20 protein-coding genes and 1 tRNA gene are annotated in these 24,840 nt (G+C 64.8%); 9 read left to right on the forward strand and 12 right to left on the reverse strand.

The genetic code is table 11. The annotated features are described in order from the left end of the window. Positions 1 to 22 precede the first annotated feature (22 nt). A complete protein-coding gene (locus tag FPY90_RS07750) occupies positions 23 to 664 on the forward strand; it encodes an HNH endonuclease signature motif containing protein (protein WP_498684842.1) in 642 nt (213 codons plus the stop codon). Positions 665 to 1,178: 514 nt separating this feature from the next. On the opposite strand, the gene FPY90_RS07755 is transcribed toward FPY90_RS07750, so the two are convergent. Next, on the reverse strand, positions 1,179 to 5,072 hold the full coding sequence (locus FPY90_RS07755) for a DNA-directed RNA polymerase subunit beta' (protein WP_498684843.1): 3,894 nt from the start codon (positions 5,070 to 5,072) through the stop codon (positions 1,179 to 1,181). A gap of 190 nt (positions 5,073 to 5,262) precedes the next feature. Continuing rightward, positions 5,263 to 8,769 carry a DNA-directed RNA polymerase subunit beta gene (gene rpoB, locus FPY90_RS07760; protein ID WP_498684847.1) on the reverse strand — a complete coding sequence of 1,169 codons (3,507 nt, stop codon included), beginning with the start codon at positions 8,767 to 8,769 and terminating at the stop codon, positions 5,263 to 5,265. 309 nt (positions 8,770 to 9,078) lie between these two features. Here rpoB and FPY90_RS07765 point away from each other — a divergent pair, with 309 nt between their 5' ends. After that, on the forward strand, positions 9,079 to 10,272 hold the full coding sequence (locus FPY90_RS07765; protein ID WP_307581732.1) for an acetyl-CoA C-acetyltransferase: 1,194 nt from the start codon (positions 9,079 to 9,081) through the stop codon (positions 10,270 to 10,272). Positions 10,273 to 10,277: 5 nt separating this feature from the next. Further along, complete coding sequence (locus tag FPY90_RS07770; RefSeq protein ID WP_498684850.1) at positions 10,278 to 10,781, forward strand: aminoacyl-tRNA deacylase; 504 nt, start codon at positions 10,278 to 10,280, stop codon at positions 10,779 to 10,781. On the opposite strand, the gene FPY90_RS07775 is transcribed toward FPY90_RS07770, so the two are convergent. The 8 genes from FPY90_RS07775 to FPY90_RS07810 all read right to left on the reverse strand — a co-directional run bounded on the left by FPY90_RS07775 (position 10,744) and on the right by FPY90_RS07810 (position 16,946). Beyond that, positions 10,744 to 11,937 carry an acyltransferase family protein gene (locus FPY90_RS07775; RefSeq protein WP_498684852.1) on the reverse strand — a complete coding sequence of 398 codons (1,194 nt, stop codon included), beginning with the start codon at positions 11,935 to 11,937 and terminating at the stop codon, positions 10,744 to 10,746. The genes FPY90_RS07770 and FPY90_RS07775 overlap by 38 nt on opposite strands. Before the next feature lie 202 nt (positions 11,938 to 12,139). Next, the gene (gene rplL, locus FPY90_RS07780) at positions 12,140 to 12,511 is read right to left on the reverse strand and encodes a 50S ribosomal protein L7/L12 (protein WP_071212923.1); all 372 of its coding nucleotides are present in this window, start codon (positions 12,509 to 12,511) and stop codon (positions 12,140 to 12,142) included. Between the two features lie 68 nt (positions 12,512 to 12,579). Next, positions 12,580 to 13,134 carry a 50S ribosomal protein L10 gene (rplJ, locus tag FPY90_RS07785; RefSeq protein ID WP_007271013.1) on the reverse strand — a complete coding sequence of 185 codons (555 nt, stop codon included), beginning with the start codon at positions 13,132 to 13,134 and terminating at the stop codon, positions 12,580 to 12,582. Positions 13,135 to 14,199: 1,065 nt separating this feature from the next. Beyond that, entirely contained in the window at positions 14,200 to 14,910 is a 711-nt protein-coding gene (rplA, locus tag FPY90_RS07790) for a 50S ribosomal protein L1 (protein WP_071212922.1), read from the reverse strand. A 159-nt stretch (positions 14,911 to 15,069) separates the two neighbouring features. Then, a complete protein-coding gene (rplK, locus tag FPY90_RS07795; protein ID WP_071212921.1) occupies positions 15,070 to 15,501 on the reverse strand; it encodes a 50S ribosomal protein L11 in 432 nt (143 codons plus the stop codon). Between the two features lie 133 nt (positions 15,502 to 15,634). Next, the gene (gene nusG / locus FPY90_RS07800; RefSeq protein WP_071212920.1) at positions 15,635 to 16,432 is read right to left on the reverse strand and encodes a transcription termination/antitermination protein NusG; all 798 of its coding nucleotides are present in this window, start codon (positions 16,430 to 16,432) and stop codon (positions 15,635 to 15,637) included. Positions 16,433 to 16,489: 57 nt separating this feature from the next. Next, positions 16,490 to 16,756, reverse strand: coding sequence for a preprotein translocase subunit SecE (secE, locus tag FPY90_RS07805; RefSeq protein ID WP_071212919.1), 267 nt, complete (start codon positions 16,754 to 16,756; stop codon positions 16,490 to 16,492). Between the two features lie 117 nt (positions 16,757 to 16,873). Then, a tRNA-Trp gene (locus tag FPY90_RS07810) sits at positions 16,874 to 16,946 on the reverse strand. Positions 16,947 to 17,117: 171 nt separating this feature from the next. Here FPY90_RS07810 and FPY90_RS07815 point away from each other — a divergent pair. Beyond that, the gene (locus FPY90_RS07815; RefSeq protein WP_071212918.1) at positions 17,118 to 17,696 is read left to right on the forward strand and encodes a hypothetical protein; all 579 of its coding nucleotides are present in this window, start codon (positions 17,118 to 17,120) and stop codon (positions 17,694 to 17,696) included. A gap of 198 nt (positions 17,697 to 17,894) precedes the next feature. Continuing rightward, the gene (locus FPY90_RS07820) at positions 17,895 to 19,094 is read left to right on the forward strand and encodes a pyridoxal phosphate-dependent aminotransferase (protein WP_498684856.1); all 1,200 of its coding nucleotides are present in this window, start codon (positions 17,895 to 17,897) and stop codon (positions 19,092 to 19,094) included. A 99-nt stretch (positions 19,095 to 19,193) separates the two neighbouring features. Here the strand turns inward: FPY90_RS07820 and FPY90_RS07825 are convergent, their stop codons facing one another. Together FPY90_RS07825 and FPY90_RS07830 are read right to left on the reverse strand one after the other, a co-directional pair. Continuing rightward, positions 19,194 to 19,868, reverse strand: coding sequence for a LuxR C-terminal-related transcriptional regulator (locus FPY90_RS07825; RefSeq protein ID WP_498684857.1), 675 nt, complete (start codon positions 19,866 to 19,868; stop codon positions 19,194 to 19,196). Further along, complete coding sequence (locus FPY90_RS07830) at positions 19,861 to 21,135, reverse strand: ATP-binding protein (RefSeq protein WP_498684858.1); 1,275 nt, start codon at positions 21,133 to 21,135, stop codon at positions 19,861 to 19,863. The genes FPY90_RS07825 and FPY90_RS07830 overlap by 8 nt, the downstream gene beginning before the upstream one ends. Positions 21,136 to 21,261: 126 nt before the next feature. Here FPY90_RS07830 and FPY90_RS07835 point away from each other — a divergent pair, with 126 nt between their 5' ends. The 4 genes from FPY90_RS07835 (at position 21,262) to FPY90_RS07850 (ending at position 24,762) form a co-directional block, all read left to right on the forward strand. Beyond that, on the forward strand, positions 21,262 to 22,911 hold the full coding sequence (locus FPY90_RS07835; RefSeq protein WP_498684860.1) for a PspC domain-containing protein: 1,650 nt from the start codon (positions 21,262 to 21,264) through the stop codon (positions 22,909 to 22,911). Further along, entirely contained in the window at positions 22,908 to 23,135 is a 228-nt protein-coding gene (locus FPY90_RS07840; protein ID WP_071212913.1) for a hypothetical protein, read from the forward strand. The genes FPY90_RS07835 and FPY90_RS07840 overlap by 4 nt, the downstream gene beginning before the upstream one ends. Before the next feature lie 69 nt (positions 23,136 to 23,204). Continuing rightward, entirely contained in the window at positions 23,205 to 23,450 is a 246-nt protein-coding gene (locus FPY90_RS07845; RefSeq protein WP_071212912.1) for a PspC domain-containing protein, read from the forward strand. Between the two features lie 283 nt (positions 23,451 to 23,733). Continuing rightward, complete coding sequence (locus tag FPY90_RS07850; protein ID WP_071212911.1) at positions 23,734 to 24,762, forward strand: 6-phosphofructokinase; 1,029 nt, start codon at positions 23,734 to 23,736, stop codon at positions 24,760 to 24,762. Positions 24,763 to 24,840: the final 78 nt, after the last annotated feature.

Genomic DNA, 24,840 nt, shown 5'->3' on the forward strand with positions numbered 1-24,840 from the left:
GCCCGGACCCGCCGAAGACCAGATGCCCGAGCTGCAGCTCCAACCCGGCGAGGCGCCGGCGGCGGCCCGGGAACGGTTGAAGGCAAGGAGCTTGCTCCGGTTCCTGTTCGATTCCGCGCGCTTCGTTGCCGACGGCGACCAGGAAGCCTCGCCGGATCTGCCCATGAGACCCAATGTGGAATTGATCGTGACGATTTCCTGGGATTCCCTGATCGGGAAGCTGAACGACCCGGGTCTCACCAGCCACAACCATCTGGTTTCGGCCGGATACGCGCGAAGACTCGCCTGTTCCGCCAACGTCATTCCGGCCGTACTGGGAACGGAGTCGCAACCCCTGGATCTCGGCAGAACCCAACGGTTCTTCAACCGCGCACAAAGACGGGCCATGATGCTGCGGGACATCGGCTGCATCAATCCGGGCTGCAGCATGGCAGGGCATCGCTGCGAAGCCAACCACATCAAGCCCTGGTACCTAGGCGGCGAAACCAACCTGGCCAATAGCGCGCTTCTTTGCCCGGCATGCCATGCTTCCTTCCACGCCGGACACTTCAAGATCGTGGTGGTGAATTCGATCCCCTACGTCCTGCAGAACAAGGCCCTTGATCCCGAACAGCGACTCCGCCGAAATTGGATCTTCCACCCGAGCGCCAAGGCCATCGGCTAACCGTCAAACGGCTTGGCCCGCCGCTTCTCACGTTGCCTGCCTCCCAGAACGGAAGGGGCAAGGCCGCTTGGTTCCATGCAGGAGCACACGGCACCAGCCGCCATTCCTCCGCCCGCCAAGACATCACCAGGCAGGTTGTCCACTAGGTGCACAATCCCATGGTCGTTCTCGCGTGCGTCCGAAATTCCGCATCATTCCGCGAAATGAGACCGCACGCACTGCCCCGCAAGCGTGCGGTTCAGGGGACCACCAGTCGAACACCGGGTGCAATTACATCCAATGCCGCACCATCTTCCCACCGTGCCACCCTCGCGCCCCCCGGACACCTGCCGCCGTCACTTGCGGCCAGGCCCCGGTTCCCGAACCCCGATACGGCACCGACACCCTTGGGCATGAAAAAGGCCGGCCCGCACCGCACTCCCCCGCCTCCTCTTTCAAGGAGCGGGAAGTGCGGCACGGGCCGGCCTCGTTACGTGTTCTTCTTCCCGGCGATGCCGGGAAGAAGAACTACGCCTTAGCGGAAATCGTTGCCGAGATCGTAGTCATCCATGGCGATGGCGTGGAATTCCGGGCTCAGGCCCGGCTCCAGACCTTCGTAATCCATGCCGGTGGAGAAGGCGGACTGCCCGGTGAACAGCGAAGCCTTCGCTGCCTCGGTCGGTTCCACGTTCACCTGGGTGTAGCGATCCAGGCCGGTACCGGCCGGGATCAGCTTACCGATGATGACGTTTTCCTTCAGGCCGAGCAATGGATCGGACTTGCCTTCCATCGCGGCCTGGGTCAGGACACGCGTGGTCTCCTGGAAGGACGCGGCCGAGAGCCAGGAATCGGTAGCCAAGGAAGCCTTGGTGATACCCATCAGCTCGTCACGACCGGATGCGGGACGCTTGCCCTCGGAGACGGCCTTGCGGTTCTCCGACTGGAAGCGTGCCTTGTCCGCCAGCTCGCCCGGCAGCAAGTCGGTTTCGCCCGACTCGATGACGGTGATGCGGCGAAGCATCTGGCGAACGATGACTTCCACGTGCTTGTCGTGGATGCCCACGCCCTGGGACTGGTAGACCTCCTGGACTTCGCGTACGAGGAACTTCTGTGCCTCACGCGGGCCAAGAACTCGCAGGACCTGCTTCGGATCGATCGCACCGGCAACCAGCTGCTGGCCAACGGTGACGGACTCGCCCTCGATAACCAACAGACGTGCACGACGCAGCACCGGGTAGGCGATTTCTTCGTCGCCGTTGTCCGGGGTGATCACGATGCGCAGCTGCTTCTCGGAATCCTCGATGGTCACGCGACCGGCAACCTCGGAGATCGGGGCAACACCCTTGGGGGTACGTGCCTCGAAGAGCTCCTGGATACGCGGCAGACCCTGGGTGATATCTTCCGCGGAGGCAGCGCCACCGGTGTGGAAGGTACGCATGGTCAGCTGGGTACCGGGCTCACCGATGGACTGTGCGGCAATAATGCCCACTGCCTCACCGATGTCAACGGTCTTGCCGCTGGCCAGCGAACGTCCGTAGCACAGTGCACACGTTCCGACGGCCGATTCACAGGTCAGCACGGAGCGGACCTTGATCTCGGTGACACCGGCGTTGAACAGCTCGTCGATGAGCACGTCGCCCACGTCCGAGCCGCCCGCGGCCAGCACCTTGCCCTCTGCGTCGGTCACATCGGTGGCCAACGTACGGGTGTAGGCCGAGTTCTCGACGGTTTCGTGCATGCGCACGGTGCCGATCTCGTCCGTGTAGGCGATCGGCACGGTCAGGCCGCGGCTGGTGCCACAGTCCTGCTCGCGCACGATGACATCCTGCGAGACGTCCACCAGACGACGGGTCAGGTAACCCGAGTTGGCGGTCTTCAGCGCGGTATCCGCCAGGCCCTTACGGGCACCGTGGGTCGCGATGAAGTACTCAAGGACCGACAGGCCTTCACGGTATGAAGACTTGATCGGACGCGGGATGATCTCGCCCTTTGGGTTGGACACCAGGCCACGGATACCGGCAATCTGGCGCAACTGCAGCCAGTTACCACGAGCCTTGGAAGTCACCATGCGGTTGATGGTGTTCAGCTCTTCCATGCCGGCCTGCATGGCCGCGGCAACCTCGTCGGTCGCCTTGGTCCAGATGTCGATCAGGTCCTGGCGGCGCTCCGAGTCGGCAATCAGGCCCTTGTCGTACTGCGACTGGACACGACGCGCCTTCTCCTCGTACGGGGCAAGGATGGTGGCCTTGTCCATGTTCGAGGTGATGTCGGAGATGGCAACGGTGATGCCCGAGCGGGTGGCCCACTTGAAGCCTGCATCCTTGAGGTTGTCCAGCGTTGCCGCGGTAACAACCTTCGGGTAGCGCTCGGCCAGGTCGTTGACGATGTCCGAGAGGGCATCCTTGCCGGCGACACGCTCCACCCACGGGTAATCCGCAGGCAGGGTCTCGTTGAACAGGACCTGTCCGAGGGAGGTCTCGATGAGCGCCTCGGCGCCCTCGACCCAACCTTCCGGAGCCGGCTGGTCAGCGGACGGGACGAAGCCCGACACGCGGATCTTGACCGGTGCGTTCAGGTGCAGCTCTCCGCGGTCCATCGCCATGATCGCCTCGGCGGCCGAGGAGAACGCACGACCGGCGCCCTTCTCGTCCAGGCGCTTGGTGGTCAAGTGGTGCAGACCGATGATCATATCCTGCGAAGGAAGTGCAACCGGGCGGCCATCGGACGGCTTCAGGATGTTGTTCGAGGACAGCATCAAGATGCGTGCCTCGGCCTGGGCCTCGGGGCTCAGCGGCAGGTGGACTGCCATCTGGTCACCGTCGAAGTCGGCGTTGAAGGCGGCACAAACCAGCGGGTGCAGCTGAAGGGCCTTGCCCTCAACCAGCTGGGGTTCGAACGCCTGGATGCCCAAACGGTGCAGGGTGGGTGCACGGTTCAGCAGCACCGGGTGCTCGGTGATGATCTCTTCGAGAACGTCCCAGACCTGCGGACGGTAACGCTCGACCATGCGCTTGGCGCTCTTGATGTTCTGTGCGTGGTTGAGGTCAACCAGGCGCTTCATCACGAACGGCTTGAAGAGCTCCAGGGCCATCTGCTTGGGCAGACCACACTGGTGCAGCTTCAGCTGCGGGCCGACCACGATGACCGAACGGCCCGAGTAGTCGACGCGCTTGCCGAGGAGGTTCTGGCGGAATCGTCCCTGCTTGCCCTTGAGCATGTCGCTCAGGGACTTCAGCGGACGGTTGCCCGGACCGGTCACCGGACGGCCACGACGGCCGTTGTCGAAGAGCGAGTCCACAGCTTCCTGCAGCATGCGCTTTTCGTTGTTCACGATGATTTCCGGCGCACCGAGGTCCAACAAGCGCTTGAGGCGGTTGTTGCGGTTGATCACGCGGCGGTACAGGTCGTTGAGGTCGGAGGTCGCAAAGCGGCCACCGTCCAGCTGCACCATCGGGCGAAGCTCCGGCGGGATCACCGGAACGGCGTCCAGGACCATGCCCAACGGGGAGTTGGTGGTGGTCAGGAACGCGTTGACGACCTTGAGGCGCTTCAGGGCACGGGTCTTGCGCTGGCCCTTGCCGGTCTCGATGATTTCCCGAAGGATCTCGGCTTCCGCTTCCATGTCGAAGCCCTCGAGGCGCTTCTTGATGGCTTCGGCACCCATGGAGCCTTCGAAGTACAGTCCGTAGCGTTCGCGCAGCGAACGGAACAGGCCTTCGTCACCCTCGAGGTCAGCGACCTTCAGGTTCTTGAAACGGTCCCAGACCTGGTCAAGACGCTCGATGTCGGCGTCGGCGCGCTTGCGCACCTGGGCCATCGTCTTGTCCGCGAGGTCGCGGGTCTTCTTCTTTTCCGCTGCCTTGGCGCCGTCGGCTTCGAGGGCAGCAAGCTGGTCCTCGAGGTCGCGGGCGATGGAGGCGATGTCGGAGTCGCGGGTGTCAACCAGCTGCTTGCGTTCCAGGTCATGCTGGGCTTGGAGGTTCGGCAGCTCGGCGTGGCGGCGCTCTTCATCAACGGCGGTGACCATGTAGGCCGCGAAGTAGATGATCTTCTCAAGATCCTTCGGGGCCAGGTCAAGCAGGTAGCCCAAGCGCGAGGGAACGCCCTTGAAGTACCAGATGTGGGTCACCGGAGCGGCGAGCTCGATGTGGCCCATGCGTTCGCGGCGGACCTTGGCGCGGGTGACTTCTACGCCACAGCGTTCGCAAATGATGCCCTTGAAACGCACGCGCTTGTACTTGCCGCAGTTGCACTCCCAGTCACGGGTGGGACCGAAGATCTTTTCGCAGAAAAGACCGTCCTTTTCCGGCTTGAGGGTGCGGTAGTTGATGGTTTCGGGCTTCTTTACCTCGCCGTAGCTCCACCCGCGGATCTCTTCCGCAGTTGCCAGGCCGATGCGCATGAGGCCGAATGAGGATTCGCTGGACATATGGTCCTTATCTCTCTTCTAAGTTCTCTGAAGTCTAATGTGGTGGGGTGTTCGCCGGTCCTTGCGGATCGGCGCCCACCGTTGGGTCTGGAAGTGATCCAGTTCCGTGGCCGTGGTTTCGTGCCGGGGGCGGGCGGACCGGCGTTGCCGGTGCACCGCTCCCCCTGGCACGAAAACCCACTGCGGGGAACTAGACCTCTTCGACGGAGTTCGGTTCCGACCGGGAAAGGTCGATGCCGAGTTCTTCCGCGGCCCGGAAGACTTCTTCATCCGAGTCTCGCATTTCGATGGTCTGTCCGTCGGTTCCGAGGACCTCGACGTTCAGGCACAACGACTGCATTTCCTTGATCAGGACCTTGAACGATTCCGGAACGCCAGGTTCCGGGATGTTCTCGCCCTTGACGATCGCCTCGTAGACCTTCACGCGACCGTGGATGTCATCGGACTTGATCGTGAGCAGTTCCTGCAGGGTGTATGCGGCACCGTAGGCCTCCAGGGCCCACACTTCCATCTCACCGAAGCGCTGGCCACCGAACTGTGCCTTACCACCCAGCGGCTGCTGCGTGATCATGGAGTACGGGCCGGTGGAGCGGGCGTGGATCTTGTCGTCCACCAGGTGGTGGAGCTTCAAGATGTACATGTAGCCCACGGAGACCGGATCCGGGAACGGCTCGCCGGAGCGGCCGTCGAACAGACGGGTCTTGCCGGAGTTGCCGATCAGGCGCACGCCGTCGCGGGTCACCGCGGTGTGGTCCAGCAGTCCGCGGATCTCGTCCTCGGAAGCGCCGTCGAAGACCGGGGTCGAAACCGTGGTCGAACCGACCTCGCGCGGCAGGTTCGGCAGATCCTTGATCCACTCCGGCTCGCCCTCGATCTTCCAACCCTGCTTGGCTGCCCAACCCAGGTGGATTTCCAGAACCTGGCCGACGTTCATTCGGCCCGGAACACCCAAGGGGTTCAGGACGATGTCAACCGGAGTTCCATCTTCCAGGAACGGCATGTCCTCGATCGGCAGGATCTTGGAAATGACGCCCTTGTTGCCGTGGCGGCCGGCAAGCTTGTCACCATTGGTGATCTTGCGCTTCTGGGCCACGTAAACGCGAACCAGCTGGTTCACGCCCGGGGGCAGGTCGTCGTCGTTGTCGCGGTCGAAGATGCGAACACCGATGACCACGCCGGACTCGCCGTGCGGAACCTTCAGCGAGGTGTCGCGCACTTCGCGGGACTTCTCGCCGAAGATGGCGCGCAGCAGGCGCTCTTCCGGGGTCAGCTCGGTCTCGCCCTTGGGCGTGACACGGCCAACGAGGATGTCGCCGGCTTCGACCTCGGCACCGATGTGGATGATGCCGCGTTCGTCGAGCTGCGCCAGGATTTCCTCGGAGACGTTCGGGATGTCCCGGGTGATCTCCTCGGCACCGAGCTTGGTGTCGCGGGCATCGACTTCGTGCTCTTCGATGTGGATCGAGGTGAGCACGTCGTCGGAGACCATGCGCTGCGACAGGATGATCGCATCCTCGAAGTTGTGGCCTTCCCAGGACATGAACGCCACCAGGAGGTTCTTGCCCAGGGCGAGCTCGCCCTTGTCGGTGGACGGGCCGTCGGCGATGATCGAGTTGTAGTCAACCCGGTCGCCCTCGGACACCATCACGCGCTGGTTGTATGCGTTGCCCTGGTTGGAGCGTGCAAACTTCATGATCGGGTAGGAGGCCTCGGTGCCGTCGTCGTTCATGACGGTGACCAAGTCGGCCGACACCTCGGAGACCACGCCGCCGGTGGAGGCGACGACGGAGTCGCCGGCATCCACGGCTGCGAACTTCTCCATGCCGGTGCCCACGAGCGGGGACTCGGATGCCAGCAGCGGCACAGCCTGGCGCTGCATGTTCGCACCCATGAGGGCGCGGTTGGCATCGTCGTGCTCGAGGAACGGAATCAGTGCGGTTGCCACCGACACCATCTGGCGCGGGGAAACGTCCATGTACGCGATCTCGGACGGCTCGACGATGACGGGCTCGCCGCCACCGCCCTTTTCGCGGACCAGGACGCCGTCTTCGATGAAGTGTCCGTCTTCGCTCAGCGGCGCGTTGGCCTGGGCGATGAAGTGGTCCAGCTCGTCGTCCGCGGTCAGGTAATCGATCTGGCCGGTGACCTGGCCGTTGACGACCTGGCGGTACGGGGTTTCGATGAAGCCGAAGGCGTTGATGCGGCCGTAGGTCGCCAACGAACCGATCAGGCCGATGTTCGGGCCTTCAGGGGTTTCGATCGGGCACATGCGTCCGTAGTGGGACGGGTGGACGTCTCGGACTTCCATGCCTGCACGGTCACGGGACAGACCGCCCGGGCCCAGCGCGGAAAGACGACGCTTGTGCGTCAGACCGGCCAGCGGGTTGTTCTGGTCCATGAACTGCGAGAGCTGGGAGGTTCCGAAGAACTCCTTGATCGCTGCAACAACCGGACGGATGTTGATCAGCGTCTGCGGGGTGATCGCCTCGACGTCCTGGGTGGTCATGCGTTCGCGAACCACGCGCTCCATGCGGGAAAGACCCGTGCGGACCTGGTTCTCGATCAGTTCGCCCACGGCGCGGATGCGACGGTTGCCGAAGTGGTCGATGTCATCGATGCTGACGGTCAGGTCGACGGGCTTGCCGTCGCGGATGCCCGGGGTGGTCTTCTCGCCTGCGTGCAGGGCAACCAGGAACTTGATCATCGCGACGATGTCGTCGATGTTCAGCACCGAGGCGTCCGGGGAGTTCAGCGGGGTGTCGACGCCGAGCTTGCGGTTGATCTTGTAACGGCCAACCTTGGCCAGGTCGTAGCGCTTCGCCTCGAAGTAGAGGTTCTTCAGCAACGCCTGTGCGGCATCGACCGTCGGCGGCTCGCCCGGGCGAAGCTTGCGGTAGATATCCAGGAGTGCTTCTTCCTGGGTATCGGTGGTGTCCTTCTCGAGGGTGGCGCGGATCGAGTCGTACTGACCGAACTCCTCGAGGATGCGGCCTTCGGTCCAGCCAAGGGCCTTGAGCAGGACGGTGACCGACTGCTTGCGCTTGCGGTCAAGGCGGACGCCGACCTGGTCGCGCTTGTCGATTTCGAGTTCGAACCAGGCACCACGCGACGGGATGATCTTCGCGGTGAAGATGTCCTTGTCACTGGTCTTGTCCGGGGTGCGCTCGAAGTAGGCGCCCGGGGAACGCACGAGCTGGGACACCACGACACGCTCAGTGCCGTTGATGATGAAGGTGCCCTTGTCGGTCATCAGCGGGAAGTCGCCCATGAACACGGTCTGCTGCTTGATTTCGCCCGTGTTGTTGTTCATGAACTCGGCCTTGACGTACAGCGGAGCCGCGTAGGTTGCGTCGCGGTCCTTGCACTCGGCCATCGTGTACTTGGGATCAGCGAACTCCGGCTCCGAGAAGCTCAGGGACATGGTCTCCTGGAAGTCTTCAATCGGGGAGATCTCTTCGAAGATCTCGGCCAGGCCGGAGACGTTGGCTACACTGGTGTCACCGATGGTCTGGGCGTATGCCAGACGGTTCTTCCAGCGCTCATTGCCGATGAGCCAATCGAAGCTCTCGGTCTGAAGCGCCAAGAGGTTCGGGACGTCAAGTGGTTCGTGAATCTTTGCAAAAGAAAGTCGGCCAGCATATTCCGCGCTGCGGGCCGAACTAGCGGTTTGGTTGTTAGAGGTGCTCGAGGCGACCAAGATGGATCCTTCCACAGACCGTCAGGTTTCCGGCGTCGTCTCCCCGTGACCAGTTTCACTGATCACAGCACCGCTGAGCAGGCCCACCGCTATATGAAGGCCGGAGATGAAAAGAGAAGACGCAAATCTCTACGCTACACCATGCGGCTTACCATGTCCACCGGCATGCATGCAACCCGGCTACCCAAGGGCCGATTTGACTGAGATTTCCATCACGATTGATCAGGGGTCCTGTGGGCCAAACCACAGCGCGCTAGTGTAGAGGTAGCAGTTGTTTCACCGCAACCCCCGAAAGCGAGATCCACCATCATGTCCTCACCACGAGACGCAGTCATAGTTGCCGGAGCGCGCACCCCCTTCGGCCGCCTCAACGGCCAACTCTCCACCCTCAGTGCCGTCGACCTCGGCGCCGCCGCCATCCGCGGGGCACTGGAACGCTCGGGCGTTGCGGCCGCAGACGTGCAGGCCGTCATCATGGGACACGTGGTCCAGGCCGGTTGCGGCCAGAACCCGGCCCGCCAGAGCTCGATCGCGGCCGGGATCGGCTGGGACGTCAACGCCACCACGCTGAACAAGGTCTGCCTCTCCGGACTCGCAGCCGTCACCGATGCGGCACGCCTGATCCGCGTCGGCGACGCGGACGTCGTGGTCGCCGGCGGCCAGGAATCCATGTCACAGACCCCGCACCTGCTGCCGGGTTCACGCAAGGGCTGGACCTACGGGAACATCACCGCCATCGACTCGGTCGCCAACGACGGGCTGACCGACGCCTTCGACGGGAATTCCATGGGCATGAGCACCGAAACCAAGAACACCGAGCTGGGCCTGACACGGACCGAGCAGGACGAGGTTGCCGCGGCCTCGCACCAGCGTGCCGCGGCGGCCGTCGAATCGGGCGTCTTTGCCGAGGAGATCGTCCCGGTCAGCATCCCGCAGCGCAAGGGCGATGCCTTGGTCATCGACACCGATGAGGGAATCCGGCCGAACACGACCCTCGAAACCTTGGCCGGGTTGCGCCCGGCCTTCGCCAAGGACGGCAGCATTACCGCCGGAAACTCCTCTCCCCTGTCGGACGGGGCAGCAGCGGTCATCGTCACCTCGCGCGCATACGCCGATTCGCACAACTTGGAGGTCCTGGCAACCATCGGGGCGGCCGGACAGGTCGCCGGCCCCGATAACTCGCTGCATTCCCAGCCATCGCACTCGATTGCCGCCGCGCTGAAGACCCAGGGCTGGACCACCTCGGATCTTGATTTCATCGAGATCAACGAGGCCTTCGGCGCCGTGGCCTGCCAGTCGCTGAAGGACCTGGACTACCCGCTGGAAAAGACCAACATCCACGGCGGTGCGATTGCGCTCGGCCACCCGATCGGCGCGTCCGGCGCCCGCCTGGCCCTGACCGCGGCACTGGAACTCAAGCGTCGCGGCTCCGGCCGGACCGCCGTCAGCCTGTGCGGCGGCGGCGGCCAGGGCGATGCCCTGCTGCTGAGCCGAGAGGCCTAGGCAAGATGGCGGATCAGCTGCCGGCAGGTGTGGAACGAATGATGCATGACGCATCGGCACGCGGCCTCGATGTCGAGGTCGTGTCCCGCCCTCCGGCCGGCAGCCTGGCCGAGGCAGCCGGCCTCCTGGGAATCCAGCCGCGCGAGATCATCAAGTCTCTGGTGGTCAAGCACAAGGACGGGTCGTTCTTCTTCGCCCTGATTCCGGGTGACAGGGTCATTTCCTGGCCCAAGCTGCGTTCCCTGCTTGGCGTGAACAAGTTGTCCATGCCGCGCTCCGACGTGGCCTTCGCTGCCACAGGCTATGAGCGCGGCACGATAACCCCGCTTGGATCGAGTACCCCGTGGCCGGTCTACGCGGACTTCGGCGTCGAACCCGGGCGGATCTGCATCGGTGCCGGCGCCCATGGGCACTCGGCATTCGTGGATTCCACGGACCTGATCGCGGCACTTGATGCCACGGTGGCCGACATCAGTGATCCCGAGCCGCAGCTTCCAACTTCTTCGTGAGCCCGAGCCGGCCGCCCAGGTAGTTCAGGGACCTGGTGGTCGCGGCGGCCAACGGCTTGGCAAGCGGGCGTTCAATGAACCTCTGGACCAGGTAGGCGGCACCGACCACCATGCCAATGACCAGGAACAGCGTCAGGTACTGACCCAGCACCGGGTTGAGGTGCTCGATCATCCACCAACCCCACACTTGGTGCAAGAGGTAGACCGGATAGGTCAGCGCTCCCATGGTGGCCAGGAATCGCCACTGCACGTTGCGCAGGGGCGTGAGCGACAGCAAGATCACCGCGGCAAAAAGCCCGGCAATGATCAGCCAGTAGTGCCAGGCAGGAATGACGTAGCCGACCAGTTCCAGGGCCTCGGCCGGTCCCTTCACCCCCGTGAAGAACCCGGCAATGACGACATTGAGCGCCAGCAGGAACCAGCGCATCGGGCTGTGTCCGAAGCGGTAGATGAGGAAGAGCATGATCCCGCCGCAGAAGAGCGGCGCATATTCGCTCATGAGGAACTGTGCCGCGGCCTCGCGGTTCGCGATGTGCAGCGCCAAGCCGATCACGGGCCAGGCCGCGGCCAAAACCGTCATGGTCCGAACGGTCAGCAGGCGCAGCATGATCAGCGCAAGTATGAGCAGGTAGAAACGCATTTCGACCCACAAGGTCCAGTAGACCCCGTCGATGTGCCGCAGGCCCATGGCCGGGTGGAACATCGTGAGGTTGGCCAGCAGCTCCCTGATGCCCAGCCCCGCGCCCATCTGCGGCCACACGAAAATCACCAGTGTTCCGGTGGCCAACACGGCGAACCAGTATGCGGGATACAGCCGCCCGATCCGCGAACCGACGAAGCGGCCGGCGCCTCTTCCGTAGGCGGAGAGCAGGATGACGAATCCGCTGATGATGAAGAACAGCTGCACACCCATGTTGCCGTATACGGTGACCTTGGAGAGCAGGGGCCAGGCGTCCCTGGCCTCGGCGGTTCCCCAGAAGCCGTGGTGCCACGCGGTGTAGTGAAAGAGCACCACCAGCACGGCTGCGCCGAGTCGCAGTCCGTCGAGCAGGGCCAGGCGCGGGGCCTTCTTCGGAGCAGTATCAGCCCTATGGGCGGGTTTGGTTTGGGTTGCGGCGGCCGGGGCGGTGATGGTTGCCGTGGCGTTGTGCGACATTGCTGCTTCCCCCTGCGCTTGACCTAGTTCGTTATCTATCCGTTATCTACGGTATCAAAGAACATTAGTTGCAGTACCCCAAAGGTCAACAAGAGATGCATGTCACAGCAAGTCAAAAGCTTTTTCGCCGGAAGCCCGGGGTTAAAGACCTCTGGCCCGCAAAACCAGGGGTTTTGTGGGCCAGAGGCGATGAAGCGAAGAATTACTTGACAGTAACCGTTGCGCCGGCGGCCTCCAGGGCCTCCTTTGCCTTCTCTGCAGCTTCCTTGGTGGCAGCTTCGAGGATGGCCTTCGGAGCGGCGTCAACCATATCCTTGGCTTCCTTCAGACCCAACGAAGTCAGGGCACGAACTTCCTTGATGACTGCGATCTTCTTTTCGCCGGCCGATTCGAGGATAACGTCGAATTCGGTCTGCTCTTCGGCTTCAGCGGCACCAGCGGCCGGGCCGGCAACTGCGACAGCAGCTGCGGAGACCTCGAAGGTCTCCTCGAAGGTCTTTACGAACTCGGAGAGCTCGATGATGGTCATTTCCTTGAAGGCTTCCAAGAGCTCTTCGGTGGACAGCTTAGCCATGGTGGGCAGCCTTTCCGTCGGCGGCACTTATGTGCCGCAAGTTACTTGAGTGAGGGGTTGAAGAAAGCTTAGGCTTCTTCGGTGGCGGCTTCGGCAGCAGGTGCCTCGGCCTCGGCAGGTGCTTCAGCAGCGCCACCGTTTGCTTCTTCGAGCTTTGCACGCAGTGCTTCGATGGTGCGGACTGCGGCGGAAGCCGGAGCCTGCAGCACACCGGCAACACGTGCCAGCTGGAACTCACGCGATTCAAGGGCTGCCAGTGCGGCAACTCCGGCTGCGTCAAGGGCCTTGCCCTCGAAGAAGCCGGTCTTGATGATGAGCTGCTTGTTGTCCTTGGCGAAATCCGTGAGGCTCTTAGCGGCAGCGATTGCGTCGCCCTTGATAAAGGCGATAGCAGTCGGGCCAGCAAGCTGGCCTTCGAATGCTTCGATGCCGGCTTCCTTTGCTGCGATACCAGTCAAGGTGTTCTTCACAACCGCGTACTTGGTCTCCTGACCAAGTGAGCGGCGAAGCTGCTTGAGCTGCGCAACAGTAAGCCCACGGTATTCGGTCAGGACAGCGGCGGTCGACTCCTTGAAGTCGGCGGTGATTTCCTCAACTGCGGAAACCTTAGTCGGCGTTGCCATAACACTCCTTCCGGGGTATAGATCTGAAACCTGTCAATCTGGCCCGGTCAGGAGTACTGACATAAAAAACGCCCCATGCAGATGCACGGGGCGGAAAGAACGCAACAGTATTGCGGAAAATTCACTTCGTTCACCTGCGCAGGTCGTCCTTTGTGGGACTTTCGGAGTCTTACCGCATAAACAGCAATCCTCGACCGACGGTCTTCGGTAGTTCCAAGCCTAACAGCGGAACGCCACCGGCTCCAAATCGAGTGCGGGGTGTTCCTTGCAACAGTGCCAGGACGGTGCGCGGATACGGCTTGCCAGGAAAAAGCGACGGGCCCCTCAGGTTCCGCAACTTGGGGGAAAGCGGAAGGGAGGGGCCCGTCTGTGCAGCAATGCAACTTGGGGGAACGCATTGCTGCGGTATCACGCTCGGGGCGGGGCTTGGGGTCTCCGCCGTGGAGCGCGTGGTGACATAGTCACCCGTCGCAATCAGATCGCGACCACCTAAGCCTATCAGGAATGTGCCATCCGACAACTCACTGGGCCGAAATCTTTCCCGATGCCTCGCTGATCAGGCGAAAGGCCTTTCTATTGGTAGCCAGCCGGCCCCGGACGCGTCGGGAAACCGTGGAATGCCGGCGATTACGGCGTGGTTGCACGTCGGCACTCGACCGCGGCAGCCCCAGACAAGGTTTTTGAGTGGCAACGGCCCAAACCAAGCGGGCTTCCACGGAAGTCGGCAGCCAGCTGCCAGGGCAAGGACTCGAGCATGCCTTCGGTGGTGCTCCCCCGGCATCGCCCCCCAGGTGTCCTCCGGGCCGTTTCTTCCCGGCCCACGGCCAGAACCAAGTTCATGGGCCTCTGCCAGGCGCGGTCGGTGTCGTCCGGCAGTGTTGGTCCACATTGCCCGCTACCAATCCGGTGTTCGCCCATGGTCGTTGCACAGGCTTGTTGATCCGTGCCCTCCTGCGTCCGGGCAAGTGCCCGATGTCCGGCTGGCGACGACATGCCGTTAAACGGGCTGACCCGGTACCAGCACCCGTGAGGGGCTGGTACCGGGTCAGCGACGTGGACGCGTAATTAGGAAGCGTCAGGCAGAACTCGGGTGACGTTGGAGTCAACCGCGATGCCCGGGCCGAACGTGGTCGTCAGGGTCGCCTTGGTGATGTAGCGGCCCTTGGAGGAGGAAGGCTTCAAACGAAGAACCTCATCCAGTGCTGCTGCGTAGTTCTCTGCAAGCTTCTGCGCATCGAAGGAAACCTTGCCGATGATGAAGTGCAGGTTCGAGTGCTTGTCGACGCGGAAGTCGATCTTGCCACCCTTGATGTCGTTGACGGCCTTGGCGACGTCCATGGTGACGGTGCCGGTCTTCGGGTTCGGCATCAGGTTACGGGGACCCAGCACCTTACCCAAGCGGCCAACCTTGCCCATGAGGTCAGGGGTTGCAACCGCTGCGTCGAAGTCGGTCCAGCCGCCAGCGATCTTGGCGATCAGGTCGTCCGAGCCAACGAAGTCGGCGCCGGCTGCGATTGCAGCCTCTGCCTTGTCGCCGTTCGCGAACACGAGGACGCGGGCGGTCTTGCCGGTGCCGTGGGGAAGGATCACGGTGCCGCGAACCATCTGGTCCGCCTTGCGAGGGTCAACGCCCAAGCGGAAAGCGACCTCAACGGTCTCGTCGGCCTTCGAGAAGGCGACCTCCTTGGCCAAGGCAATTGCCTCGACCGGAGCGTAGAACTTGTCTTCTTCGATCTTCGCCGCGGCGGCTACGAATGCTTTACTGCGCTTTGCCATCTGCTTTTTCTCCTTATGCAGTCGTGGTCATGTTTGGGTCGCGCGCGACCCTGCCACTTGCAATGCGGTGCACCGGTTAGTTCCGGCTGGTTCCGCATCGTCTGGTTGTTTTTGGTTTGCGTTCCTGGCTGGCCAGGTTCGCGGTTGTAAAGGGCGTTATTAGCCTTCTACGGTGATGCCCATCGAACGGGCGGTGCCGGCGATGATCAAGGCAGCAGCCTTGATGTCGTTGGCGTTGAGATCTTCCATCTTGGTGGTGGCGATCTCTTCAACCTGGGCCTGGGTCAGCTTGGCAACCTTGACGGTGTGCGGGGTGGCTGAACCCTTGGCAACGCCTGCGGCCTTCTTGATGAGCTCGGCTGCCGGCGGGGTCTTCGTGATGAAGGTGAACGAACGGTCTTCGTAGACAGTGATTTCAACCGGAACCACGTTGCCGCGCTGCGACTCGGTGGCGGCGTTGTACGCCTTGCAGAATTCCATGATGTTGACGCCGTGCTGACCAAGCGCCGGGCCGATCGGCGGTGCCGGGTTGGCGGCGCCTGCCTGGATCTGCAGCTTGATGAGTCCGGTGACCTTTTTCTTGGGGGCCATGTCGGGTCCTTCTTCTTTTGCGTTGCCCCGTTGCACAGGAGCGTGCCTCGGGGGGTTGGCCGCCGTGGCGCGGCGACCGAAACCGTGCCTGTGCCCGGTAAAGCATCCGGGTGGCAGGCACGAAAACTAAATGTTACTGGATCTTGGTGACCTGGCTGAAGGACAGGGTCACGGGGGTCTCTCGTTCGAAGATCGAGACCAGCACGACCATGGTCGAGGATTCCAGCTTGATCTCGCTGATCGTTGCCGGCAAGGTCTCGAACGGGCCGTCATTGACGATGACCGATTCGCCGACCGCGAAGTCGACGTGGACCTCGGTGATCGGGGCGCGGCCGGCCTTCGAGTGCTCGCCGGCTTCCTCGGTCACGATGGTGTGCTCAAGCATCGAGAAGACTTCCTCAAGACGCAGCGGGACCGGATCGTGGGCGTTGCCGACGAAGCCGGTGACACCCGGGGTGTGGCGAACCGCGCCCCACGAGGCGTCGGTCAGTTCCATGCGAACCAGCACGTAGCCGGGGATTCGGACACGACGCACGATCTTGCGCGTGGTGTTCTTGATCTCGACGACTTCTTCCATCGGGACCTGGATTTCATAAATGAATTCCTCCATGCCCAGGGTCTGGATACGGGTCTCGAGGTTCACCTTGACGCGGTTTTCGTAACCTGCATACGAGTGGATGACGTACCAGTCGCCGGGCTGGCGGCGAAGCTTGGTGCGGAATTCTTCAATGGGATCCACGGCCGGGGCTTCCTCGGCTGCTTCATCCTGCTCGGCTTCCTCGGAGGCCTGCGCGGCGTCTTCGGTTACCTCGGGAGCCTGCTCGGCGTCCTCGGAAACGACGGAATCGGCCGACACCTTATCGGTATCGACCTCTACTGCCTGGCCTTCGAGTTCTTCGGTGGCCTGCGGTTCGAGTTCCTGCTCGGACACTGCGGTTCCTGCTTTCTGTTACTGGTTCACCAGAAATGTGGGGCGTTTGGTCCCGGGTTACTGTTCGGGCGAATTGGTGAAGATCAGAATCGATCCGTTGCCGAACACGAAGTCCAGACCGGAAATGATCAACATCATCAACACCACGAAGCCGATGACAACCAGTGTGTAGTTGACCAGCTCACTGCGGGTAGGTGTGACGACTTTCTTCAGCTCGGAAATCATCTGGCGGAAGAAGAGGGCAATGCCTGCGAAGAAACCGGCTTTCGACGGCTTCTTGTTGTGCCCAGCGCCATGCGAATCGCTCGCAGTCGTTTCGGTCACCGATTCCTCGTTTCAGATTATCCCACTTGAAACAATCACGGTGTGCCGCAGCCGTATCGACCACAACACACCGTGACGTGAATATTCGCCGAGCAACCGTAGATGATTGCCACTGCGCAGGGCAGACAGGACTCGAACCTGCAACCTGCGGTTTTGGAGACCGCTGCGCTACCAATTGCGCCACTACCCTTCGAGCGTCAAGCTCGCGGACCATCAAATCCTCATCGGACTTGGTGATCCAGATGTTTTCCAACACCGAGGATCAAGTCTACGCAAAGATTGTGCCGATTGTCGAACCGGGGGCCCGGTAGGCCTTTTCCGGCCGATATTTGGCCCGGAAACATCCTGCTAGGTTGGTGGCATGTTCCCCACGACAGCCCGGCGCCCGCACCCCGGCTCCACCACCGCCCTGGTCTTGCTGGTCTTTGCCGGCGGCTCGGTGCTTGACGCCATCCTGCGCGCAACCTCGCGGTATTCACCGGCTGCAGGGATGCTGCCCCAGCTGCTGCTCGCCGCCGTGCCGATGTTCATCGCCATGGGCACCTGGATCTGCCTGCGTGGCCGGAAGGGGCTTTCCGGGAGCCTGTTCCTGCAACTGCTGCTGGCGATCGGAGTGGGGGTCCTGGCCATGGGCTCGGCGCTTCCGCTGTCCTGGTACCTCGGCATCGGCCTGGTGCTCTGGGCGATGCGCCTGGGCCGGAGCCTGCTGATGTGGGCGGGCACCAGCCTTTTGGTGCTGGCCGGAGGGGCCCAGTTCGGAATGATCGACTTCTCCGGGGTGCTGTTCCTGCCCTTTGCCCTGACCCCGCCGCTGTTCCTCGGTGCCGCCGCCTACTACCAGTGGCACCAGGTGCGGCACAGCCAGCCGGAGACGGACATCGACGCGGAGCGGTCCGCGGAGCTGCTTCGGAATCGCTACGGCCGCGAGCCGGGCCACTAGGTCCCGAAGCCTTCCGGGAGCCGTGGCCGCACCGTCCACGGTGCCGCCGGGAGCCCGGCCGTCGGCGGCCTCGGTCCGCCGGGCAAGTGCGGCTTCACACTACGACGGCGCGTCAACAAATAATCGTGCCGCCACGGCCGCGACCACTAAGCTTGTTCCATACGCACACCCACACCTCCCTTTCCAGGAAGCGACGACATGCCACGCATTTCCCGACGTATCGGGTCCATCGCAGAATCAGCCACGCTGGCCGTAGACGCCAAGGCCAAGGCACTGAAGGCGGCGGGCCGGCCCGTCATCGGCTTCGGTGCCGGTGAACCGGACTTCGCCACCCCCGACTACATCGTCGAGGCGGCCGTTGCCGCGGCACGCAACCCCAAGTACCACCGATACTCCCCCGCCGCCGGCCTGCCCGAGCTGCGCGCGGCCATTGCGGAAAAGACCATGCGCGATTCGGGCTACCAGCTCGACGCCGCGCAGGTCATGGTCACCAACGGCGGCAAGCAGGCCGTGTACAACGCGTTTGCCACCCTGCTGGATCCGGGCGACGAGGTCATCGTGCCGACCCCATACTGGACCACCTACCCCGAGGCCATCCGCCTGGCCGGCGGTGTCCCGGTAGAGGTGTTCGCGGGACCGGAGCAGGGCTACAAGGTCACCGTCGACCAGCTCGATGCCGCGGTCACCGACAAGACCAAGGTGCTGCTCTTCGTCTCCCCGTCGAACCCGACCGGTGCGGTGTACTCCCCCGACCAGGTCGCGGAGATCGGCCGCTGGGCCGCTTCCAAGGACCTGTGGGTCATCACGGACGAGATCTACGAGCACCTGACCTACGACGATGCGGTGTTCACCTCGATCGCCACGGCCGCCCCGGAACTGGGCGACAAGGTCATCGTGCTCAACGGCGTGGCCAAGACCTACGCCATGACCGGCTGGCGCGTGGGATGGATGGCCGGGCCGCTGGACGTCATCAAGGCCGCCACCAACCTGCAGTCGCACGCGACCTCCAACGTCTCGAACATCTCGCAGGTCGCCGCGCTGGCCGCGGTCTCGGGCCCGCTGGATGCCGTGGCGCAGATGCGCACCGCCTTCGACCGCCGCCGCAAGGCGATGGTCTCGGCACTCAACGCCATCGACGGGGTCAACTGCCCCGTCCCGGAGGGCGCGTTCTACGCGTACTCCGACGTGCGCGCCCTGCTGGGCCGCGAGATCCGCGGCGTGGTTCCCACGACGTCGGCCGAGCTGGCCGCACTGATCCTGGAACAGGTCGAGGTGGCCGTGGTGCCGGGCGAGGCCTTCGGACCGTCGGGCTACATCCGCATGTCCTACGCGCTGGGCGACACCGACCTGGCCGAGGGCGTCGGACGCCTGGCCACCCTGCTGGGCGAGGCCAGGTAGCGCAACCGCCTGCCACGGCGAAGGCCGGTGTCCGGATTCCCCTGCGGGATTCCGGCCGCCGGCCTTCCTTGCGTTCCGGGTGGCCCCGGCGCGGGGGTATCAGAGGATCCGGCGGTCCACGGCCCAGCGGGTGAGTTCGTGCCGGTTGGACAACTGCAGCTTGCGCAGCACGCTCGAGACATGGGTTTCGACGGTCTTGACCGAGATGAACAGGTCCTTGGCGACCTCCTTGTAGCTGTAGCCGCGCGCGATCAGGCGCATGACCTCCAGTTCGCGGGCGCTGAGCAGGTCAAGCTCCTCGTCGGCGCTGATCGCCGCCTGGGTGCCGAAGGCATCGAGCACGAACCCGGCCAGCCGCGGGGAGAAGACCGCGTCCCCGCCGGCCACCCGCAGCACCGCATCGGAGATCTCGGCGCCGGAGATCGACTTGGTGACGTAGCCGCGGGCCCCGGCACGGATGACCGTGACCACGTCCTCGGCGGAATCCGAGACGCTCAGCGCCAGGAACTTCACCTGCGGGAATACGTCCACGCAGCCGGTGAGCACCTCCGCGCCGCCGCCCCCGCGCCCGCCGGGCAGGTGCACATCGAGCAGCACCACCGCGGGCAGCTGGGCGTGCACCACCGCGATGGCGGATTCGACGGTGGCGGCCTCGCCGACCACCTCGATGCGCCCGTCCAGGTCGGCCTTGAGCCCGGAGCGGAAGATCCCGTGGTCATCGACCACCACCACCCGCACCCGGTTCGATGCCGTGTTTTCGGTTGACTCAGTCATGTCCTTCTCCGTTTTCCGTTTCCAGCACCAGATGCACCTCGGTGCCCTCCGTGTCGCTCTTGATGCGGGCGCTCCCGCCGTTGCGTTCCATGCGCCCGATGATCGATTCGCGCACCCCGTGCCGGTCCGCGGAGACCGCGGAGGGGTCGAAGCCCGGTCCGCGGTCGCGCACGAACACCTCGACCTTGGCGGGGGATGCCTCCACGTACACCGAGATGGTGCCGCCGGCATGCTTGGCCGCGTTGGCCATGGCCTCGCGGGTGGCCTGCAGCAGGGCCTCGTGCCCGGGGGCTCCGGTGCGCTCCCCGACGCCCACCACGTTGATGGAGACCAGGTAGAGTTCCTCGATCTCGCCGGCGGCCGTGCGGATCGCCGCGGTGATCCCGTCCTCGCTGCGCTCGTGCTCGTCGTACAGCCAGGAGCGCAGCTCGCGTTCCTGGGCGCGGGCCAGGGTGAGCACCTTGGCCGGGTCCTCGGCGCGCTTCTGGATCAGCGCCAGGGTCTGGAGCACCGAGTCGTGCAGGTGCGCGGCGATGTCCGCGCGTTCCGCCGCCCGCACCCGGTTGGTGCGCTCGGAGACGAAGTCGCGCCAGAAGCGCAGCGCCCAGGGCAGCAGCACCAGCGCCAGCCCGGCGATGACCGCCACCGCCACCGCGAGCCCCGAGAGCAGGGAGCTGAGGCCCACGGCCCCGCTGAGCAGCAGCAGCACCCCGGCGACCACCAGCGAGACGCCCACCAGCAGCCGCGCCAGCCCGGCGGCGCCCAGCGCCCCGGTGTTCTTGCGCAGGTCCTGCCGTCCGCCCTCGTCCAATTGCGTCCAGGCCAGCACCGCGCCGGCCACCACCACCAGCAGCGGCCAGACGACATTCCAGCGGATCGCCACCCCGAGCAGCTGCGCACCGGCCAGCCCCGCCACCAGCAGCAGGGCGATGCCGATGAGCACCTGGCGCAGCGAGGCCTGCCGGGCGCCGTCCCCCGGTTCATCCGACGCGCCGCGGGTGCCGGCGCCCAGTTCCTCGGCGAGGGTGAAGCGGCGAGTGCCGCTGCGCCGCTCGGCGTCGCGTTCGGCGTCGTTGGCGCTGGGCAGGAAGATCCACAGCCAGGCGTAGAGCACGACCCCGGCCCCGGCCAGCAGGCAGGCGGCCAGGAAGCCGATCCGCACCCATTTCACCTGCACGCCCAGGTGCGCCGCCACCCCGGAGCAGACCCCGGCAACGATGCGCGACGGTCCGCGCAGCAACTCGGGACGCAGGGGTGTTTGGCTCATGTATCCATCCAAGCATGCCCCGGGCCCCAAACGGGCCTTTGGCCACCGATCCCGGGGTAGGGCTCAGGGTTCAATCAGGGGCGACCCCCATAGCGCGGGGCGCAGCCGAGGCGCGAGGATTGAAGCATGAATGAAGCATCGATGGAACACGGGTTTTTCCGGTGGATACGAGAACTGGGGCTGCGGCGCGGCGAGGACCACTGGGTCGGCGGCGTCGCCTCCGGGGTGGCGACGCGCTTCGGCATCGCCCCCATCCTGGTGCGCGGCGCCTTCGTGGCGCTGTGCTTCGTGGCCGGGCTGGGTTTGCTGGTCTACGGCGTCGGCTGGGCCCTGCTGCCCGGGGCCGACGGGAAGATCCACGTGCAGGAGGCGATTGCCGGGCGCTGGAGCAGCGGGATGAGCGGGGCGCTGGTCTTCTTCGTCATCGGCGCGGTCGGCTCCCCGGCACTCTTTGGCTGGTGGGACGGCGGGTTCTGGACGCTGCTGGTGATCCTGGGCGTCTGCTTCCTGGTCTTCTCCCGGCGCGGACGCTTTGCCGAAAATGCCGGAGGCAAGCAACCCGCCGCATCGTGGGCCACGGGCACCGACAGCCCGGCCCCGGCCAACCCGGCAGGTTCCGGTGCCACGCAGGCCCCGGCCTCCCAGGCGGCGGCACCCACGGCGTCCTTTGCCGCGTCCACCGGCTCCTTGCCGGGGGAAGCAACCCCCGCCACCGCCTCGGGCACGGTGCCCGATGACGCTTTTGCCACCCACACAACGGCAGGTGCAGCCGAGGACACCTTCGACGAGGGCTCCACGAGGGACGATGTGCCCGCCTCGGATGCTTCGGACGCGGACGCCACCAAGGCGGACGACGCGGAAACCCCGGCCGGGGCCGATGCCCGGACCTCGGGCGGCGACCCCGCCGGACCCGGTGCCCCGGGATCCGAGGCACCCACCACGCCACTCACCGCCGCCGTGCCGGGGCACGGCCCGTACCCGGAGGAGCAAACCATGCCGCAACCAACATCCCAGTCCCCCGCCTCCCCGACCGATGCACGGTCCGGCCACCGCGCGGGGCAGCCCTCGGGATCCGGGCCGACGCCTCCGTCGGGCTTCGAACCGGCAACGGGCTCCCCCGCGCCGGATTCCGGCAAGGCTCCGCGGCAGGTCCGCGGCAGGTCCGTCCCCGGCTACGTGGCAACCATCGTGCTGGGACTGGCGGTGCTCGCCTTCGCCCTGGTCACGGGGCTCGAACACCTGGGCATGCTCGCGGTGCCGGCCAGCCCGCTGGCCGTGGGATTCGCGGTGGCACTGATCATCATCGCCCTGGGAGTCATCGGGGCGGCGCTGAGCAACCGCACCGGCGGGGCCCTGGTCGGGTTCGGCATCGTCGCCCTGGTCTTCGCCCTGGTCTGGGGCGGCGGATCGCTGCGCGATTCCGGGCCGATCTCCTCGTTCCGCGGCATCACCACCACCGATGGCGGGGGCACCACCAACGTCTTCCACTCCGGGGAACTGGACCTGCGGTCGTACTCCACCATCACCTCGGACACCACGGTGCGGATCGACAACGTCTTCTCCTCCACGAAGTTGATCGTTCCGGACAACATCCCGGTGGTCATCGACTCGCAAAGCGCCTTCGGATCCCAACGGATCAATGGCGCCACCGCCGAAATCCGCAATGGAAGCACAGTCCTGAATGCCGGGCTCGGCGGCCCCGAACTGCACCTGCAGATCGACGGGGCATTCAGCAGCATCGAAATCAACGTAGAGAAGGCAGAGGTTGCACCATGAGCCAGCACACCGCACAACCCTCCAGCCCCGCCGAAGAGGCACCGGCTTTCCCCACCGGCACCCTGGTCTTCGGCCTGATCCTGCTGGCCATCGGCATCGCGCTGCTGGCCGGGCTGCTGCTCAGCTTCCAGATCAGCGCACCGCTGCTGTTCATCGGGCTCGTGGCCGGGGCCGGGCTGATCCTGGTCATCGCCGGGATCATGGCCGCCCGCCGCTCCCGGTAGGAAAACCCGAAGGGGCAAAATCCGCTCCCGCACCCACAAACCGCGATCCACATGAAAGACTTTGACACCATGGACACCTTTTTCAATTCCCTTCGCTCAATCCCGCTCCGCCGCGGCCCCAAGCGCCTGGTCGGCGGGATCGCCGGCGGCATCGCCGACAAGTTCGGCTGGGACGTCACCCTGGTGCGCATCGGGGTGCTGCTCAGCTTCCTGCTGCCGTTCTTCGGCCTCGGCGCCTACGTGGTCGCCTGGCTGCTGATCCCCAACCAGGACGACACGATCGCCCTGCAGAAGCTGATCCGCTCCGTGCGCTGACGCCTTCCCCCGCCCCCCATGCATTGCCCGCGGGCCATGCCGCCGAGGAAAAACCTCCCCGTGCGGCATGGCCCGCGGCGCGTCCGGCAGGCGCCAGGGCGGCGTACACTAGCCGGCACGGCGGCGTCATGCAGGGACCATCCAGCCGACGCGGTGTTGGCGATCACAACCCCGCCTTGGCTACACTTGTTCTCGGCGAGCTCAACGTCGCGCTCCAACACAACGCCCGGGCCGAAGGCAGGTCCATCGTGGGTGATCGAGCACGGAAAAGAATTGAGTGAGCATGCGCATCGGGATCATGACCAGCGGCGGGGACTGCCCCGGATTGAACGCCGTCATCCGCGGAGCCGTCCTGAACGGCATCAAGAGCTACGACCATGAATTCGTCGGCTTCCGCGACGGCTGGCGCGGGGTCAAGGACGGGGACTTCATCGAACTTCCCCGCCACGCGGTCCGCGGCATCTCCAAGCAGGGCGGCACCATCCTGGGCACCTCGCGCACCAACGCCTTCGAGGGCGAAAACGGCGGGGCCGCGAACATCGCCGCCACCCTGGAGCGCCTGGGCGTGGACGCGCTGATCGCCATCGGCGGCGAGGGCACCCTGGCCGGGGCCAAGCGGCTGACCGATGCCGGGCTGAAGATCGTCGGGGTGCCCAAGACCATCGACAACGACCTGGACGCCACCGACTACACCTTCGGCTTCGACACCGCCAACCAGATCGCCGTGGAGGCCATCGACCGGCTGCGCACTACCGGCGAGTCCCACCACCGCTGCATGATCGCCGAGGTCATGGGCCGGCACGTGGGCTGGCTGGCGATGCACGCCGGCATGGCCACCGGGGCGCACGCGATCCTGATCCCCGAGCAGTCCACCACCATGGAACAGATCTACGCCTGGGTTTCCGAGGCGCACGACCGCGGGCGCGCCCCGCTGGTCGTCGTGGCCGAGGGCTTCGTGCCCGAGGGCGCCGAAGGCGCCTTCTCCGAGCGCGGCCTGGACGCCTTCGGCCGCCCGCGGCTGGGCGGCATCGGCGAGCAGCTGGCCCCGTTCATCGAGGACGCCACCGGCATCGAGACCCGCGCCACGGTGCTCGGGCACATCCAGCGCGGCGGGGTGCCCAGCGCCTTCGACCGCGTGCTGGCCACCCGGCTGGGGATGGCCGCGGTGGACTCGGTGGCCGAGGCGGCCTGGGGCTCGATGGTCTCGCTGCGCGGCACCAAGATCAACCGGGTGCCGTTCCAGGCGGCACTGAACAACCTCAAGCGCGTTCCGCAGGACCGCTACGACGAGGCGCGGATCCTCTTCGGCTGATGCGCCCGGCGGGCCGGTGCTGCGCAACGCCGAGGCGTTTTGCACGCATCCGGCGGCATCCGCGACCCTTCACCTGCA

Origin of the sequence: Arthrobacter sp. C2, from assembly GCA_024207135.1 — a bacterium.
In the GTDB taxonomy this organism is placed as follows: Bacteria; Actinomycetota; Actinomycetes; order Actinomycetales; family Micrococcaceae; genus Paeniglutamicibacter.